Below are 15329 nucleotides of genomic sequence, written 5' to 3' on the forward strand. Positions count from 1 at the left end.
GCTCGGACCAGGTCAGTTCACGGACCTCACCGGCCCAGAGGCCGGTGGCGGTCAGCAGGATCAGGGCCGGAAGGGCCAGCAGGGCGCGTTTCATCATGGGCTCACAGGCGAATGGACAGGCCGTCGGCCAGGGACTGCCGATAAGCGCGCCAGGCCGGCACGGCGCCCATCAGCAGGGCGGCGGCCAGGATACCGCCCAGCAGCGTCCACTCATAGGTGCTCGGCAGTGCCAGCGGCAGGTAGAGACCGTAGTTGGCCTGTACATAACCCTGGGCGAGGGCGATGCCGAGGTACAGCAGCACCAGCCCGAGCACCGCGCCGGCCAGCGCCAGGGCGAAGGCCTCCAGCACCAGCAGGCTGGCGATATGCCAGGGCCGCGCGCCCACCGAGCGCAGGATGGCCATCTCGCGGCGGCGCTCGTTGAGGCTGGTGAGGATGGCGGTGAGCATGCCGATCAGCCCGGTGAGCACGACGAACAGGGAAACCACGAACAGCGCCTTCTCGGCCGTGCCCATCAGGCTCCATAGCTCCTGCAGGGCGACGCCGGGGAGGATCGCCAGCAGCGGTTCGCCGCGGTATTCATTGATCTCCCGCTGCACGGCGAAGGTGGCGATCTTGCTGTTGAGGCCGAGCATGAAGGCGGTGATGGCCTTGGGTTGCAGATCCATGGCGCGGGCCTGCTCGGCGCTGACCTTGCCGGCACCACGCGCGGGCACGCCGTTCTGCCAGTCGACGTGCAGGGCCTCCATCCCCGCGAGGGAGATGTGCAGGGTGCGGTCCACCGGCGTACCGGTGCGCTCGAGGATGCCGACCACGGTGAAGGGCTTGTCGTCGTGCTGCACCAGGCTGACGGTGCTGACGCCGTGGGACAGCACCACCTTGTCACCCAGTTTGTATTTCAGCGCCTCGGCCACCTCGGCACCGAGCACCACGTCGAACATGTCGGCGAAGGGCTTGCCCTCGGCCAGCCTCAGCGATTGGGCGCGGCCGTAGCGGTAGTGCTCGAAATAGGCCTCGCTGGTGCCCATCACCCGGTAGCCCTTGTGCGAATCACCCAGGGAGATGGGGATGGCCCATTTCACCTTGGGGTTGTGGGTGAGGGTTTCGAAGCTGTCCCAGCGGATGTTGTTGGTGGCGTTGCCGATGCGGAACACCGAATACAGCAGCAGGTTCACCGAGCCGGAGCGGGCGCCGACGATCAGGTCGGTGCCGCTGATGGTGCTGGCGAAGCTGGCGCGTGCTTCGGTGCGCACCCGCTCGACCGCCAGCAGCAGGCAGACCGAGAGGGCGATGGCGAAGACGGTGAGCAGGGCGGTGAAACGACGGTTGGCGAGGCTCGCCAGGGCCAGGCGGAACAGGTACATCTCAGGCCTCCTGCGGGCGCGCGGCGCGGTTCAGTTCAAGCAGCGACAGGCTGCGATCGAAGAGCGGCGCCAGGCTCTGGTCGTGGCTGACGAACAGCAGGCTGGCGCCCGCCTCGCGGCATTCGCCGAAGAGCAGTTGGAGGAAGCTTTCCCGGGCGTCGGCGTCCAGGGCCGAGGTGGGTTCGTCGGCGATCACCAGCTCCGGCTGGCCGATCAGCGCGCGGGCAGCGGCGACGCGCTGCTGCTGGCCGATGGACAACGCGTCGGCGCGACGCTCCAGCAGCCCGGCGGCCAGGCCCAGGTGGCCGAGCAGGGTGGTCGCGGCCTGGGCCACGCTGCCATGGCGCTGCCGGGCGCGCTCGGCACGCAGGTGCGAGAAGTGGCAGGGCAGCTCGACGTTCTCGCGCACGGACAGGAAGGGCAGCAGGTTGAACTGCTGGAAGATGTAGCCGGTGTGGTCGACGCGGAAGCGGTCGCGGGCGCCGGAGGCCATCTTGCCCAGGTCGCGGCCCAGCAGGCTGACGCTGCCCCGGCCTGGCGTCTGTACGCCGCCGAGCAGGCCCAGCAGGGTGGTCTTGCCGCTGCCGCTGGGGCCCTTGAGGAAGAGGGTTTCCCCGGACTGCAGGGCGAAGGAAGGGATGTCGAGCAGTTCGGCGTGCCCCGGCCAGGCGAAGCCCAGCTCGGAGATTTCGATCAGTGTCTGGCTCATGGGGTGCCGACCGGGTTGCCCCGGCCGGTTCATCGGATTCAGAAGCTCAGGGAGGGGTTGGCAGGGGTCAGCTCGGCGCCTTGCTGGCCCTGCGGGCCGATCAGTTGTACCTGAATTTTCTGGGTAGCGGGGAAGCGCTCGAACAGCGCCTTGAGATCCAGGGTCTTGAGGTCCCCGGGCTTGGCGCACTCCAACTGGTAGTGGGCGTGGATCTCGCTGTGCTCGTGGTGATGCTCGTGGCCCTTCTCTTCGTCGTGGTCGGCGTCTTCGTGCTCGTGCTCATGGCCCGCCGGCGCGTTGCCGAACAGCGGGCTTTCCAGCTCCTGGCCGGTGACCTTGCAACCGGCGGCCAGGGGCAGGGCGAACAGGTCCAGGGGCTTTTCCAGCTGCGCGCGGGCGGCGGCGACCTTGGCCTTGTCGGCGTCGCTGCTGGCGGCGTGCTCGAAGCCCACCAGGTTCATGGCCGGGCTTTCCAGCTCCAGCTCCAGGCTGTTGCCGTCCAGGGCGACGTTCATCCGCGCCACGCCGTGCTCATGGGCTCCGAGGCTGCCGTGCTCCTCGTGCTCGTGCTCGTGTTCGTGGGCCTGGGCGGCGGCCAGGGGCAGAAGGGCGAAGGGCAGGGCGAGCAGCAGGCGGCGCATGGGGCACTCCGGGGTGTGGGTTGAAATGAGGCGTTACGTTATAACAACTTTGCGATGGCCATGCCAGTGCTGCTTGGCGCCTGGTCGAGGCGCGTGGGAGCATGGCCCGATTCAACCTGGGGAGCTGGACATGCTGCGTATTCGTGGACGGATCGGCGATTGGCCGGTCGACCTGACGGTGGAGATGGACGAGGAGGACTGGCAGCGCCTGGGCGCACAGCTGCAGGTGAGTGCCGAGGCGCCAGCCGCGCCGGTCGCCGCTTCCGCCCCGGCTCCGAAGCGCAGCGACGCCCTGTGGGATACCGCGCTGGAGCTGCTGCGCAACGCCGGGCGCATCGAAGGGCCGCGCCTGCTGGGCGAACTGGAAGCCCTCGCTGGCGGAGCGGCGGCCGGCAAGCGCCTGCTGGTGCGGCTGCGCCACAGCGAGCAGGTCAGTCTGGAGACGGGTGGCGATGCACCCGTCTATGTCTGGAAGGGGTGAGCGCCGTAGGTTGGCGCCGAGCGCAGCGAGGCCCAACGTGATGGATGTGGGCTCCGCTGCGTTGGGCTTCGTACCTCAGCCCAACCTACGTCGGTCGAGCGATCAATAGATCGCCTGGTACAGCTTGCGGCGGTAGGTGGTGACCAGCGGGTGGTCGTTGCCCAGCAGGTCGAACACCTGCAGCAGGGTCTTGTGGGCGATGCCCTCGGCGTAGCTGCGGTTGCGCACGAAGAGCTTGAGCAGGCCCTCCAGCGCCGGCTCGTATTGCTGCCGGGCCAGTTGCTGGATGCTCAGCTGATAGCTGGCCTCGTCGTCCTCGGCGTTCTGCGCCAGGCGTGATTTCAGGTCGGCGGCTTCCGGCAGGTCGGCGGCCTGGCGCAGGAAGGTCAGCTGGGCGCGGGCGCCGGCCAGGGCCTGCTTGTGTTCATCGCTTTTCACCGCATCCAGTACCACCTGGGCTTCGCCCAGCTCACCGCGTTCGGCCAGGCAGCGCGCATAGAGGATCAGCGCGGCGGCGTTGCCGTTGTCCTCGGTCAGCACCTCCTTGAGCAGGGCCTCGGCATCGCCGATGCGGCCATCGGCGAACAGCGCCTGGGCGGTTTCCAGTGGGTCGGCGGCGGCCGGCGCGGGTTGCTGCACGTGGGGTTCGAGCATGGCGCGGATCTGCGACTCGGGCTGCGCACCGGCGAAACCGTCCACCGGCTGGCCGTCCTTGAACAGCACCACGGTGGGCAGGCTGCGGATGCCGAAGCGCATCACGATGTCCTGCTCGATGTCGCAGTTGACCTTGGCCAGCAGCAGCTCGCCCCGGTAGGACTCGGCGATCTGCGCCAGCAGCGGCATCAGCGCCTTGCACGGTGCGCACCACTCGGCCCAGAAGTCCACCAGGACCGGCTTGTGGAAGGAGTTCTGGATCACCGCCTGGTCGAAGTCGGCGGCGGTGGTATCGAAGATGTAGGGCGTGTCGCTCATCGGAGGTTCTCGAGTGCGCAAGGGATGGGCGAATGATACGGCCGCCGCATGCAGCCGCCTACCGGGGCCCGCCTTTATCTCGCGGCGTGGTACAGGCTCACGTGGCGGAATTGCTCGGGCTCGGCCAGGTCCGGCCAGGTGCAGGCTTCGAGCATCGCCAGGCGGCGGTACTGCGGGTGGGCGAAGTCGCGGACGCGGGAGTCGGCCACCAGGGCTTCGCGGCCACGGCTGAGGAAGTGGTCGAGCAGGGGCAGGTTGGCGCGATCGTAGAGCACATCGGCGACCACGATCAGGTCGAAGCGGTCGGCTTCGGCGAAGAAGTCTGTGGAGTAGCCCAGCTCCACGCCATTGAGCTCGGCGTTGGCGCGGCAGGACGCCAGGGCCAGCGGGTCGAGGTCGCAGGCCACCACTTCCGCGGCGCCCGCCCTGGCCGCAGCGATGGCGGCCACGCCCGAGCCCGCGCCGAAATCCAGCACGCGCTTGCCCGCCACCCATTCCGGGCGCTCGGCGAACCAGCGCGCCAGGGCCAGGCCGCTGGCCCAGCAGAAGCACCAGTAGGGCGGCTCTTCGAGGATGCGGCGGGTTTCATCGGGATCGAAGGCGCGATCCATGTTGCCGCCGTCGATCAGCCACAGGCGCAGGTCGGTGCCGGGCAGTGTCTCGGCGTTCAGGCGGGCGTCGCCGAGCAGTTGGCCGAGGGCGCGTTGCAGCGCTTCGGGCGCCTTCACGGCGCACGTTCCAGCTGCAGTTGGCCAAGGGCCTGGCTCTCGGCCTGGAGGATGCGTCGCGGCGCCAGGCGCTGCACCAGCTGGCCGGACTGGCTGACGCGCGCGCGCAGCTCCACGCGCTCGCCCTGGGGGAACACCTCGGGGTTGAACGTCAGTTTGAACGGCAGCGCCTGCCCTGTGCCCGCGAGGCGCACGCTGCCGAGCAGGCGCTGTGGGCGGTCGCGGCCGTCGATCACCAGCAGCGCCATCTCCACTTCGCTGCCGGCCGGGGCCCCGAGCAACTGGCCCCTGAGCTCGCGCAGGTGCGCGGGTGTCGGCTCCTCGAGCTGGACCCGCTGCTGGGCCGGCCTGGGGGCGGGCTTGGGCTCGGCGGGCGGTTCGCTGGAGCAGGCGGCCACCAGGGCGGCGAGGAAAAGGACGGAAAGGGCACGCATGGATGACTCCTGGCCTTTGTTGCGGAGGGCTCTGGGCGGCCTTATAACGCAAAGCCCGCAGCTTGTCTTGCCGGGGAGATGCGCTACCATGTGGCCTTCTTTTTCCGCAGTCACCTCCCCACCATGCACTGTCCCTTCTGTGGCGCCCATGACACCAAGGTGATCGATTCGCGACTGGTCGCCGAAGGCGATCAGGTCCGCCGCCGCCGCGAATGCCTGGCGTGCGAGGAACGCTTCACCACCTTCGAGACCGCCGAACTGGTCATGCCCCGGCTGATCAAGCAGGACGGCAGCCGCCAGCCCTTCGACGAGGAGAAGCTTCGCGCCGGCATGCAGCGCGCGCTGGAGAAGCGCCCGGTGAGCATCGAGCGCCTCGAAGAGGCCATCGCCCATATCAAGCACAAGCTGCGCGCCACCGGCGAGCGCGAGGTGAAGTCCCGCGTGCTCGGCGAACTGGTGATGCTCGAGCTGCAGAAGCTCGACGAAGTGGCCTATATCCGATTCGCCTCGGTCTACCGTCGATTCCAGGACCTCAACGAGTTCCGCGAGGAAATCGAACGCCTGGCCCGAGAGCCCTCGAAAGACTAAGGCATGACCCAGAACGATCAGGCCTTCATGGCCCGCGCACTCGAGCTGGCCCGCAAGGGCCTGTATTCCACCCATCCGAATCCCCGCGTCGGCTGCGTGATCGTCAAGGATGGGCGCATCGTCGGCGAGGGCTGGCACGCCCGCGCCGGCGAGCCCCACGCCGAGGTCCATGCCCTGCGCCAGGCTGGCGACAAGGCCCGCGGCGCCACCGCCTACGTCACCCTCGAACCCTGCAGCCACCACGGCCGCACCCCGCCCTGCGCCGATGCCCTGGTGAACGCCGGGCTGGCCCGTGTGGTGGCCGCGATGCAGGACCCCAATCCCGAAGTCTCCGGCCGTGGCCTGCTGCGCCTGATGCAGGCCGGCATCGCCGTGCAGAGCGGCGTACTGGAGGCCGAGGCGCGCGAGCTCAATGCCGGCTTCATCAAGCGCATGGAGCACGGGCTGCCCTTCGTCCGGGTCAAGCTGGCGATGAGCCTGGACGGCCGCACCGCCATGGCCAGCGGCGAGAGCCAGTGGATCACCGGCCCTGCCGCCCGCGCCGCCGTGCAGCGCCTGCGCGCCCGCGCCAGCGTGGTGCTGACCGGTGCCGACACCGTGCTTGCCGATGAGGCGCGCCTCACCGTGCGCCCCGACGAACTGGGCCTGAATGCCGAACTCACCGCGCTGGCGCTGGACCGTCCGCCGCTGCGCGTGCTGGTCGATGGCCGCCTGCGCGTGCCGCTGTCCGCCCCCTTCTTCCAGGCCGGGCCGGCGCTGGTGGCCACCTGTGCCGCTGCCGCTGCGCGCGACCGCTTCCACGACGACGGCCATGAACTGCTGGCGGTGCCGGGCAGCAACGGCCACGTCGACCTCAAGCGCCTGCTGGGCGAGCTGGCCTCGCGCGGCGCCAACGAGGTGCTGGTCGAAGCCGGCCCGCGCCTGGCGGGCGCCTTCGCCCGTGCCGGGCTGGTGGACGAATACCAGATCTTCATGGCCGGCCGCTTCCTCGGCTCCAGCGCCAGGCCCTTGCTGGACTGGCCCCTGGCACGGATGGCCGAGGCACCGCAGTTGAAGATCGTCGGCATGCGTCCGGTGGGTGACGACTGGCGGATCATTGCAGTCCCAGTCGCAAGCTCGAAGCCTGAAGCCTGAAGCCGGCACACTTGCCGCTTCCAGCTTCCAGCTTCCAGCTTCCAGCTTGGCGCTTTCCCCTCCTTGTGTTAAAAACTCGCCTCGGCCACGCCAGTGGCCGAATCGTTCTCAGGGCGGGGTGAAAGTCCCCACCGGCGGTAATTGCGCGTTGCGCATAGCCCGCGAGCGCTCATCTGAACAGCCGACTGCCAGCAGCGGATGTTTCCAGATGAGGTCAGCAGACCCGGTTGGATCCCGGGGCCGACGGTCATAGTCCGGATGAAGAGAGAACGGGATTGCCTGCCTGGGCGTGCGCCTGCACGCCTGCGAAGTCCCTTTCGATCCAACGTGCCCTGTTTTTTCATAAACAGGAGTCCAACGATGTCCCATACCCTTCTCCCGGCGCTCGCAGCATCGTCTGCGTGGATGTCCGCGGCGGTTTTCCGGGTGCCTATAATGCGCTCCCGGGCCTTGCGCCCCGGTCATTACGCAGCAGTGGAGGTCCCATGTTCACCGGCATAATCGAAGCGATCGGCAGCATCCGTGCCATCACCCCCAAGGGCGGTGACGTGCGCGTCTACGTGGCCACCGGCAAGCTCGACCTGGGCGATGTGAAGCTCGGCGACAGCATCGCGGTCAACGGCGTCTGCCTCACCGCGGTGGAGCTGCCCGGCGACGGCTTCTGGGCCGACGTCAGCCGCGAGACCCTGGCCCGCACCGCCTTCATCGACCTGAAGACCGGCAGCAAGGTCAACCTCGAGAAGGCCCTGACCCCCACCAGCCGCCTCGGCGGGCACCTGGTCAGCGGTCATGTCGATGGCGTGGGCGAGGTCGTGGCGCGGGAAGACAACGCCCGTGCCGTGCAATTTCGGATCCGCGCACCGCGTGAACTGGCGAAATACATAGCCCTGAAGGGGTCGATCACCGTCGACGGCACGAGCCTGACGGTGAACGCGGTCAATGGCGCCGAGTTCGAGCTGACCATCGTCCCGCACACCCTGGACGAGACCATCATGGCCGACTACCGGCCGGGCCGGCAGGTCAACCTCGAGGTCGACCTCCTGGCGCGCTACCTGGAGCGCCTGCTGCTCGGCGACAAGGCCGCCGAGCCCGCCGCCTCGGGCCTGACCGAAAGCTTCCTCGCCGAACACGGCTACCTCAAACACTGAAATTCATTAAGGAGGGCCCATGGCTCTCAATAGCGTTGACGAACTGATCGAAGACATCCGCCAGGGCAAGATGGTCATCCTCATGGATGACGAGGACCGCGAGAACGAAGGCGACCTGATCATGGCCTCCGAGTGCGTGCAGGCCGAGCACATCAACTTCATGGCGCGCTTCGCCCGTGGCCTGATCTGCATGCCCATGACCCGCGAGCGCTGCGAGACCCTCAAGCTGCCGCTGATGGCGCCGCGCAACGGCTCCGGCTTCGGCACCAAGTTCACCGTCTCCATCGAGGCCGCCGAAGGCGTCACCACCGGCATCTCCGCCGCCGACCGCGCGCGCACCGTGCAGGCCGCCGCCGCCAAGAACGCCAAGGCCGACGACATCGTCAGCCCCGGCCACATCTTCCCGCTGATGGCCCAGCCCGGCGGCGTGCTGGCCCGCGCCGGCCACACCGAGGCGGCCTGCGACCTGGCGCGCATGGCCGGCTTCGAGCCGTCCGGGGTGATCTGCGAGGTGATGAACGACGACGGCACCATGTCCCGGCGTCCCGAGCTGGAAGCCTTCGCCGCCGAGCACGGGATCAAGATCGGCACCATCGCCGACCTCATCCACTACCGCCTCATCCACGAGCGCACCGTCGAGCGCATCGCCGAGCAGCCGCTGGACAGCGAGCTGGGCCAGTTCAACCTGGTGACCTACCGCGACGCCGTCGAAGGCGACGTGCACATGGCCCTGACCCTGGGCACCATCAGCCCGGAAGAGCCGACCCTGGTGCGCGTGCACAACATGGACCCGCTGCGCGACCTGTTCATGGTCAACCAGGAAGGTCGCTGGAGTCTGCGCGCGGCGATGAAGGAAGTGGCCAAGGCCGGCAGCGGCGTCGTGCTGCTGCTGGGCAACCCGCTGACCGGCCCGCAGCTGCTGGCGCACCTGGAGCGCCAGCTGGGCAGCGATGCCAAGGTCACCAACCCCGCGACCTACAGCACCGTCGGGGCCGGCTCGCAGATTCTCCGCGATCTCGGTGTGCGCAAGATGCGCCTGATGAGTTCGCCGATGAAGTTCAATGCGATATCCGGTTTCGACCTGGAAGTTGTAGAATACCTGCCCGCTGAATGACCCGTAGGGCGCGTCACCTGCCGTGAACGCGCCCTCGCTCTTTAATGAACGAGAACTCGCCATGACCCTGAAGACCATCGAAGGTACCTTCATCGCCCCCAAAGGCCGCTTCGCCCTGGTGGTCGGCCGCTTCAACAGCTTCGTCGTAGAAAGCCTGGTGAGCGGCGCCGTAGACGCCCTGGTACGCCACGGCGTGAATGAAAGCGACATCACCATCATCCGTGCACCGGGTGCCTTCGAGATCCCGCTGGTGGCGCAGAAAGTCGCCCAGCGCGGCGAATACGCCGCGATCATCGCCCTTGGCGCCGTGATCCGTGGCGGCACCCCGCACTTCGAATACGTCGCCGGTGAGTGCACCAAGGGCCTGGCCCAGGTGTCCATGGAGTTCGGCGTACCGGTCGCCTTCGGCGTGCTGACGGTCGACTCCATCGAGCAGGCCATCGAACGCTCCGGCACCAAGGCCGGCAACAAGGGCGCCGAAGCCGCCCTGTCCGCCCTCGAAATGGTCAGCCTGCTGGCGGCCTTGGAGGCCAAGTGAGTTTCAACAGCGACATCGACAACCCGGACGAAGGCAAGAAGCCCGTAGCCAAGGGCAAGACCGCCGCCCGTCGCCAGGCCCGCAGCCTGGCCGTCCAGGCCCTGTACCAGTGGCACATCGCCCGCCAGCCGCTCAACGAGATCGAGGCGCAGTTCCGCGTCGACAACGATTTCGCGGCCGTCGACGGTGCCTACTTCCACGAGATCCTCCACGGCGTACCGCGCCAGGTGACCGAGATCGACGAGGCCTTCACGCCTTGCCTGGACCGTCCCCTGGCCGAGGTCGACCCGGTCGAGCTCGCCGTGCTGCGCCTCTCCACCTACGAGCTGCGCAACCGCATCGACGTGCCCTACCGCGTGGTGATCAACGAAGGCATCGAGCTGGCCAAGGTCTTCGGCGCCACCGACGGGCACAAGTTCGTCAACGGTGTCCTCGACAAGCTGGCACCGCTGCTGCGTGCCGCCGAGGTCCGTGGCGCCAAGCGCTGACCGATGAATGGGTGAGTTCGAGCTGATCCGCCGCTACTTCGTCGCCGCTGCCTGTGCAGCGGCCGGCGAGGGCATCGCGCTCGGCATCGGCGACGACTGCGCCCTGCTGCAACTCCCCGCCGGCGAACAGCTGGCGGTCTCCACCGATACCCTGGTCGCCGGGGTGCACTTCCCCGTCCTGTGCGACCCCTTCCTGCTCGGCCAGCGCGCCCTGGCGGTTTCCGTCAGCGACCTGGCCGCCATGGGCGCCACGCCCGTCGGCTTCACCCTCGCCCTGACCCTGCCGGCCGCCGATGCGGACTGGCTGCAAGGCCTCGCCCGTGGCCTCGACGCCATGGCTCGCGACTGCGCCATCGCCCTCATCGGCGGCGACACCACCCGTGGCCCCTTGAGCCTGACCCTCACCGTGTTCGGCCGCGTGCCCGCCGGCCAGGCCCTGACCCGCGCAGGCGCCCGCCCCGGCGACCTGCTCTGCGTCGGCGGCAGCCTGGGCGACGGTGCCGGCGCCTTGCCCCTGGTGCTCGGCGAGCGTGAAGACGACAGCCACGAGGCCCGTGCGCTGCTCGCCCATTACTGGTCGCCGCCGCCGCAGATCGGCCTCGGCCTCGCCCTGCGGGGCAAGGCCAGCGCGGCGCTGGACATTTCCGATGGCCTGCTCGCCGATTGCGGGCACATCGCTGCCGCCTCCGCTGTCGCACTGGTGGTGGAGCGCGAGCGCCTGCCGCTCTCCGCCGGCCTGCGTGCGCTCTATCCGCGCGAGCCGGCCCTGAACCATGCCCTGGCCGGTGGCGACGACTACCGCCTGGCCTTCACCCTGCCGCCGCAGCACCTGGCGTCCCTGCAGGCCGCCTGGCCAGGGGTCACCGTGATCGGCCGCGTCGAGGCCGGCGCAGGCGTGCACCTGCTCGACGCCGACGGCACGGACATCCGGCCGCCGGCACGGGGCTTTCAACATTTCGGGAGTCAAGGTGACTGATCATCCGCAGCAAGCGCCGGCCCAGCCGGTCCCGCCCTCGGTCTGGCGCAACCCCTGGCATTTCCTCGCCTTCGGTTTCGGCTCCGGGACCCTGCCCAAGGCCCCCGGCACCTGGGGCTCGCTGGTGGCGCTGCCGTTCATCCCGCTCTGGCAGATGCTGCCCGACTGGGGCTACTGGCTGATGCTCGGGCTGACCATGCTGTTCGGCTTCTGGCTGTGCGGCAAGGTCGCCGACGACCTGCGCGTGCATGACCACGAGGGCATCGTCTGGGACGAAATGGTCGGCATGTGGATCACCCTCTGGCTGGTGCCCGAAGGGTGGCAGTGGCTGCTGCTAGGCTTCCTGGTATTCAGGTTCATGGACATCCTCAAGCCCTGGCCGATCCGCTGGATCGACCGGCATGTCCATGGCGGCGTCGGCATCATGCTCGACGACGTGCTGGCCGGCGTCTTCGCCTGGCTGGCGATGCAACTGATCGTCTGGGGCGTGGGCTAGCCCGCCCAGGCAGGCACGTTTCGGGAGCGGAGCGGGAGTGAAGATGCGCGGCTGGTTGATCGGTCTGCTGGCGATGATGGTGGCGCCCTGGGCGCTGGCCACGGACGTGCCGGGCGACACGCCCGGGGCGGGCACGGCGGAAGTGGTGATCGCCTCGGAAGTCTGGGCCGCGCACACCGAGGCCGACGGCACCGGCCTCGGCTGGGACGTCCTGCGCAAGGTCTTCGAGCCGGTCGGCGTGCGCCTGCGCATCCGCTCCGTGCCCTACACCCGCTCCATCGGCCTGGTGAAGCGCGGCGAGGCGGACGCCTGGGTCGGCTCCTACCGTGGCGAGGTGCCCTGGGCCGTCTACCCCCGCTGGAACTACGACGCCGACCGCATCAGCGCCCTGGCCCTGCGCGGCTCGCCGGTGCCGACCCTGGCCGGGCTCGGGCAGTACCGCCTGGTGTGGGTGCGTGGCTACGGATACGAGCGCTATCTGCCGAACCTGACCCACTTCAAGGAAATCGAGCGCCGGGGCGGTATCCTGTCCATGCTCGACCTCGATCACGCCGACTACTACATCGACGCGCGCACCGAGGTCGACGATGTGCTGCGCCAGAGCCCGACCCCCGAGAAGTACCGCGTCACCTTCCTGACCCAGCTCAAGCTCTATGTCGGCTTCGGCGACACGGCCCGGGGGCGCGAGTTCGCCGCGCTGTTCGACGAGCGCATGGCGCGCCTGGTGCGCAGCGGCGAGCTGCGAGCCGTATTCGCCCACTGGGGCCAGCCCTATCCCTTCGACCCGGAACCGGAGAACACCCATGCGTCGCCTTGATCTGCTCGGCGCCGGCCTGCTGCTGGCGTACTGCGGCGCCCTCCACGCCGAACCCCAGGTGCAGGTGGTCGGCCTCTTCCCCAACGCTGCGGTGATCAGCGTCGACGGCCAGCGCAAGCTGGTGAAGGTCGGCCAGACCGGCCCCGGCGGCGTCGAGGTGGTCAGTGCCAGCAGCCGGGGCGCCGTGTTGCGCGTGGGCGGCATCGAGCGCACCTACGAACTGTCCCGCGAGTACAACCAGGCCGGCGCCAGCGCCCCGCAGAAGACCCAGATGAGCATCGCCCGTGGCAACAACGGCCACTTCATGGTGGCCGGCGCCATCGACGGCCACCCGGTGCAGTTCATGGTCGACACCGGTGCCTCCACCGTCGCCATGAGCGAGAACCAGGCGCGCATCCTCGGCCTCGACTACCGCGTCACCGGCAAGCCCATGACCGCCAGCACCGCCTCCGGCACCGTGCGTGCCTGGCGGGTGGTCTTCGACCGGGTCAAGGTCGGGCCGCTGGAAGTGCTCGGCGTCGAAGGCGCCGTGGTCGAGGGCGACGCGCCCGTCGACGTACTGCTGGGCATGAGCTTCCTCAACCGCGTGCGCTGGCGCGAGGACCAGGGCGTGCTGCTGCTGGAATCGAAGATCTAGGCGAGGTTCGGCGGGCCTCGCGGGCGCGATGGTCCTAGCGTTTCGATCCTTATCCCCAACTATTCAGTCTGACCGGCCGGTTAATGCTGCTGATACAATGCCGGCCTTTCGAAATCCCAGGAGATCCGTGGTGTCCGTCGTCTTCGTCGCCGCCTCCCAACTGCCCACGCCCTTCGGCCTGTTCACCATGCACGGCTTCCTCGACCAGGCCAGCGGCAAGGAACACGTCGCCCTGACCATGGGCGAATTCGCCGATGGCGCCCCGGTGCTCGGTCGCCTGCATTCCGAATGCCTGACCGGCGACGCCCTGTTCAGCCTGCGCTGCGACTGCGGCTTCCAGCTCGAGGCCGCCCTGCGCGCCATCGCCGAGGAAGGCCGTGGCGTGCTGCTCTACCTGCGTCAGGAAGGCCGTGGCATCGGCCTCTTGAACAAGATCCGCGCCTACGAACTGCAGGACGGCGGTGCCGACACGGTCGAGGCCAACGAGCGCCTGGGCTTCGGTGCCGACCAGCGCGACTACGCCATCTGCCTGCCGATGCTCGACCACCTGGGCATCTCCGGCATCAAGCTGATGACCAACAACCCGCGCAAGGTGAAGGCCCTCGAAGGCTTCGGCATCCGCGTCGCCGAACGCGTGCCGCTGCAGACCGGCCTCAACCCGCACAACAGGAAGTACCTGGCGACCAAGGCCGGCAAGCTCGGCCACATGCTCGGCAGCCTGCACCAGGGTGAAGTCGAGCTATGACCCGCAACCAGGTGCGCCGCAAGCTGGGCCTGGAATGGTGGGCCTACCTCGCCATCGCCCTGGCCCCGCTGTTCGTGCTCAACCTGTTGTTCGGCCCCGGCGAGCCGGTGTTCCCCGCCCTGGAGATGCCGCTGTTCCTGGCGGCGCTGATCTCCATGTTCATCAGCCTGCCGCTGTTTCGCGGCTACAAGCGCGCCCTGATCGCCACCGAGGAAGCCCTCGACAGCGAGGAAGAGCCCGCCGCCTGGATCGCCCTGGCCCGCGCCCGTCGCGTCGCCTTCCTCGGCGCCGGCCTGCCGGCCTGGATCGGTGCGGTGGCCGTGTTCGCCGGCCTCAACGCCGTGGCCCTGGTGCTGCTGGCCCTTGGCAGCGTGGTGATCTTCAGCCTCTACCGCATACCCCGCCAGCTGGGCTGATGCGCGGCCTGCTCGGCGCTGTGCTGCTGTGCCTGGCCTTGCCGGCGACGGCGCAGCTGCGCGTCGTCAGCCTCGCCCCCTCCCTGACCGAAATCATGCTCGAACTCGACGCCGGCGACCTGCTGGTGGGCGTGCTCGATGGCGGCGAGCGCCCGGCCGCTCTGGCCGACCTGCCCAGCGTCGGCCGCTACGGCCAGCTGGAGATCGAAAGCCTGCTGGCGCTGAAACCCGATCTGGTGCTGCTGTGGCCCGACAGCGTCGGCGCCGCCGGGCGTGAGCAGCTCAGGCTTACTCCCATCGAGCAGTTGCGGGTGGAGCCCCGGCAACTGGATGACCTGGCCGGGGTCTTTGCCGAAGTCGGCCAGCGCGTGGGGCGCGCCGAACAGGGCCGTGCCCTGAGCCAGCGCTTCGCTGCGGGGCTGGCGGAGCTGCGCGGGAAATACCACCGCGAGGTGCCGCTGGCGGTGTTCTACCAGGTGTGGGACAAGCCGCTGTACACCCTCGGCGGGCGGCAGATCGTCAGCGACGCCCTGCGCGTCTGCGGCGCCGAGAACGTCTTCGCCGACCAGCGCCTGCCGGCGCCCCAGGTCAGCATCGAGTCCATCCTGCAGCGCCAGCCACGGGTCATCCTCGTCAGCGAACCGGCCCAGGCCGCCGCCTGGCAGGCCTGGCCGCAGCTCCCCGCCGTCGCCGCCGGCCAGGTGTGGCCGGTGCCCGACCGCGGCCTGGAGCGCCCCAGCTTCCAGATGCTCGACGCCACGCGCAAGCTCTGCGAGCGCCTTGCCAGCGCCCACTGAGCCGCCGAGATCGGACTGGCGGAGGGGGTGACCTTTTTCCTCCATCCATTCCTGGCGCCGAGCCTTGATCGATGGGTTTCGCTGCGCTCTACGCCATCCTACGGAA

Annotated in this window: 20 protein-coding genes and 1 riboswitch; of the genes, 14 read left to right on the forward strand and 6 right to left on the reverse strand. The window is 68.9% G+C overall.

The features are described 5' to 3' along the window. Nucleotides 1-101: 101 nt before the first annotated feature. From DMX10_RS08340 to DMX10_RS08350, 3 genes are read right to left on the reverse strand one after another with little or no spacing between them, the layout of a single operon-like run. Nucleotides 102-1364 carry an ABC transporter permease gene (locus DMX10_RS08340; protein ID WP_111260668.1) on the reverse strand — a complete coding sequence of 421 codons (1263 nt, stop codon included), beginning with the start codon at nt 1362-1364 and terminating at the stop codon, nt 102-104. Nucleotide 1365: 1 nt separating this feature from the next. Further along, complete coding sequence (locus DMX10_RS08345; RefSeq protein ID WP_111260669.1) at nt 1366-2073, reverse strand: ABC transporter ATP-binding protein; 708 nt, start codon at nt 2071-2073, stop codon at nt 1366-1368. Nucleotides 2074-2111: 38 nt separating this feature from the next. Next, nucleotides 2112-2714 (reverse strand): DUF2796 domain-containing protein, encoded by a 603-nt coding sequence (locus DMX10_RS08350; RefSeq protein WP_111260670.1) that lies wholly within the window; start codon nt 2712-2714, stop codon nt 2112-2114. A gap of 130 nt (nt 2715-2844) precedes the next feature. Here DMX10_RS08350 and DMX10_RS08355 point away from each other — a divergent pair, with 130 nt between their 5' ends. Next, a complete protein-coding gene (locus DMX10_RS08355) occupies nt 2845-3195 on the forward strand; it encodes a hypothetical protein (RefSeq protein ID WP_111260671.1) in 351 nt (116 codons plus the stop codon). Between the two features lie 102 nt (nt 3196-3297). On the opposite strand, the gene trxA is transcribed toward DMX10_RS08355, so the two are convergent. The 3 genes from trxA to DMX10_RS08370 form a co-directional block, all read right to left on the reverse strand. Further along, nucleotides 3298-4167: a thioredoxin gene (gene trxA, locus DMX10_RS08360; RefSeq protein WP_111260672.1), complete on the reverse strand. Its 870-nt coding sequence runs from the start codon at nt 4165-4167 to the stop codon at nt 3298-3300. A 74-nt stretch (nt 4168-4241) separates the two neighbouring features. Further along, nucleotides 4242-4895 (reverse strand): methyltransferase, encoded by a 654-nt coding sequence (locus tag DMX10_RS08365; RefSeq protein WP_111260673.1) that lies wholly within the window; start codon nt 4893-4895, stop codon nt 4242-4244. After that, nucleotides 4892-5329 (reverse strand): YbaY family lipoprotein, encoded by a 438-nt coding sequence (locus DMX10_RS08370; protein ID WP_111260674.1) that lies wholly within the window; start codon nt 5327-5329, stop codon nt 4892-4894. Before DMX10_RS08370 ends, DMX10_RS08365 begins: the two co-directional genes overlap by 4 nt. A gap of 123 nt (nt 5330-5452) precedes the next feature. Here DMX10_RS08370 and nrdR point away from each other — a divergent pair, with 123 nt between their 5' ends. From nrdR to DMX10_RS08435, 13 genes are all read left to right on the forward strand, one after another. Beyond that, nucleotides 5453-5917: a transcriptional regulator NrdR gene (nrdR, locus tag DMX10_RS08375; protein WP_031287756.1), complete on the forward strand. Its 465-nt coding sequence runs from the start codon at nt 5453-5455 to the stop codon at nt 5915-5917. A gap of 3 nt (nt 5918-5920) precedes the next feature. Next, entirely contained in the window at nt 5921-7051 is a 1131-nt protein-coding gene (gene ribD / locus DMX10_RS08380) for a bifunctional diaminohydroxyphosphoribosylaminopyrimidine deaminase/5-amino-6-(5-phosphoribosylamino)uracil reductase RibD (protein WP_111260675.1), read from the forward strand. Nucleotides 7052-7151: 100 nt separating this feature from the next. After that, a riboswitch (FMN riboswitch) is annotated at nt 7152-7326 on the forward strand. Between the two features lie 210 nt (nt 7327-7536). Beyond that, a complete protein-coding gene (locus DMX10_RS08385) occupies nt 7537-8199 on the forward strand; it encodes a riboflavin synthase (RefSeq protein ID WP_111260676.1) in 663 nt (220 codons plus the stop codon). Nucleotides 8200-8218: 19 nt separating this feature from the next. Continuing rightward, nucleotides 8219-9313 carry a bifunctional 3,4-dihydroxy-2-butanone-4-phosphate synthase/GTP cyclohydrolase II gene (ribBA, locus tag DMX10_RS08390; protein ID WP_111260677.1) on the forward strand — a complete coding sequence of 365 codons (1095 nt, stop codon included), beginning with the start codon at nt 8219-8221 and terminating at the stop codon, nt 9311-9313. 61 nt (nt 9314-9374) lie between these two features. Then, nucleotides 9375-9851, forward strand: a complete 477-nt coding sequence (gene ribE, locus DMX10_RS08395) for a 6,7-dimethyl-8-ribityllumazine synthase (protein WP_111260678.1) — start codon at nt 9375-9377, stop codon at nt 9849-9851. Nucleotides 9852-9865: 14 nt separating this feature from the next. Continuing rightward, a complete protein-coding gene (nusB, locus tag DMX10_RS08400; protein ID WP_111260731.1) occupies nt 9866-10339 on the forward strand; it encodes a transcription antitermination factor NusB in 474 nt (157 codons plus the stop codon). A 7-nt stretch (nt 10340-10346) separates the two neighbouring features. Next, nucleotides 10347-11315 (forward strand): thiamine-phosphate kinase, encoded by a 969-nt coding sequence (gene thiL, locus DMX10_RS08405; protein WP_111260679.1) that lies wholly within the window; start codon nt 10347-10349, stop codon nt 11313-11315. Next, nucleotides 11308-11811: a phosphatidylglycerophosphatase A gene (locus DMX10_RS08410; protein WP_111260680.1), complete on the forward strand. Its 504-nt coding sequence runs from the start codon at nt 11308-11310 to the stop codon at nt 11809-11811. The genes thiL and DMX10_RS08410 overlap by 8 nt, the downstream gene beginning before the upstream one ends. 43 nt (nt 11812-11854) lie before the next feature. Continuing rightward, on the forward strand, nt 11855-12628 hold the full coding sequence (locus DMX10_RS08415) for an ABC transporter substrate-binding protein (protein ID WP_178082931.1): 774 nt from the start codon (nt 11855-11857) through the stop codon (nt 12626-12628). Beyond that, a complete protein-coding gene (locus DMX10_RS08420) occupies nt 12615-13265 on the forward strand; it encodes a TIGR02281 family clan AA aspartic protease (RefSeq protein ID WP_111260682.1) in 651 nt (216 codons plus the stop codon). The genes DMX10_RS08415 and DMX10_RS08420 overlap by 14 nt, the downstream gene beginning before the upstream one ends. 130 nt (nt 13266-13395) lie before the next feature. Beyond that, complete coding sequence (gene ribA / locus DMX10_RS08425) at nt 13396-14010, forward strand: GTP cyclohydrolase II (RefSeq protein WP_111260683.1); 615 nt, start codon at nt 13396-13398, stop codon at nt 14008-14010. After that, complete coding sequence (locus DMX10_RS08430; protein ID WP_111260684.1) at nt 14007-14426, forward strand: MFS transporter; 420 nt, start codon at nt 14007-14009, stop codon at nt 14424-14426. The genes ribA and DMX10_RS08430 overlap by 4 nt, the downstream gene beginning before the upstream one ends. Further along, entirely contained in the window at nt 14426-15223 is a 798-nt protein-coding gene (locus DMX10_RS08435) for a helical backbone metal receptor (protein ID WP_111260685.1), read from the forward strand. Before DMX10_RS08430 ends, DMX10_RS08435 begins: the two co-directional genes overlap by 1 nt. The last annotated feature ends 106 nt before the right edge of the window (nt 15224-15329 follow it).

This window comes from Pseudomonas sp. 57B-090624, assembly GCF_003234055.1.
In the GTDB taxonomy this organism is placed as follows: Bacteria; Pseudomonadota; Gammaproteobacteria; order Pseudomonadales; family Pseudomonadaceae; genus Metapseudomonas; species Metapseudomonas tohonis.

What these genes read in the sequence shown, in the direction of transcription:
- DMX10_RS08340 (WP_111260668.1), bottom strand. Translation starts at nt 1,364, where the DNA reads ATGTACCTGTTCCGCCTGGCCCTGGCGAGCCTCGCCAACCGTCGTTTC.
- DMX10_RS08345 (WP_111260669.1), bottom strand. Translation starts at nt 2,073, where the DNA reads ATGAGCCAGACACTGATCGAAATCTCCGAGCTGGGCTTCGCCTGGCCG.
- DMX10_RS08350 (WP_111260670.1), bottom strand. Translation starts at nt 2,714, where the DNA reads ATGCGCCGCCTGCTGCTCGCCCTGCCCTTCGCCCTTCTGCCCCTGGCC.
- DMX10_RS08355 (WP_111260671.1), top strand. Translation starts at nt 2,845, where the DNA reads ATGCTGCGTATTCGTGGACGGATCGGCGATTGGCCGGTCGACCTGACG.
- trxA (WP_111260672.1), bottom strand. Translation starts at nt 4,167, where the DNA reads ATGAGCGACACGCCCTACATCTTCGATACCACCGCCGCCGACTTCGAC.
- DMX10_RS08370 (WP_111260674.1), bottom strand. Translation starts at nt 5,329, where the DNA reads ATGCGTGCCCTTTCCGTCCTTTTCCTCGCCGCCCTGGTGGCCGCCTGC.
- nrdR (WP_031287756.1), top strand. Translation starts at nt 5,453, where the DNA reads ATGCACTGTCCCTTCTGTGGCGCCCATGACACCAAGGTGATCGATTCG.
- ribD (WP_111260675.1), top strand. Translation starts at nt 5,921, where the DNA reads ATGACCCAGAACGATCAGGCCTTCATGGCCCGCGCACTCGAGCTGGCC.
- DMX10_RS08385 (WP_111260676.1), top strand. Translation starts at nt 7,537, where the DNA reads ATGTTCACCGGCATAATCGAAGCGATCGGCAGCATCCGTGCCATCACC.
- ribBA (WP_111260677.1), top strand. Translation starts at nt 8,219, where the DNA reads ATGGCTCTCAATAGCGTTGACGAACTGATCGAAGACATCCGCCAGGGC.
- ribE (WP_111260678.1), top strand. Translation starts at nt 9,375, where the DNA reads ATGACCCTGAAGACCATCGAAGGTACCTTCATCGCCCCCAAAGGCCGC.
- thiL (WP_111260679.1), top strand. Translation starts at nt 10,347, where the DNA reads ATGGGTGAGTTCGAGCTGATCCGCCGCTACTTCGTCGCCGCTGCCTGT.
- DMX10_RS08415 (WP_178082931.1), top strand. Translation starts at nt 11,855, where the DNA reads ATGCGCGGCTGGTTGATCGGTCTGCTGGCGATGATGGTGGCGCCCTGG.
- DMX10_RS08420 (WP_111260682.1), top strand. Translation starts at nt 12,615, where the DNA reads ATGCGTCGCCTTGATCTGCTCGGCGCCGGCCTGCTGCTGGCGTACTGC.
- DMX10_RS08430 (WP_111260684.1), top strand. Translation starts at nt 14,007, where the DNA reads ATGACCCGCAACCAGGTGCGCCGCAAGCTGGGCCTGGAATGGTGGGCC.
- DMX10_RS08435 (WP_111260685.1), top strand. Translation starts at nt 14,426, where the DNA reads ATGCGCGGCCTGCTCGGCGCTGTGCTGCTGTGCCTGGCCTTGCCGGCG.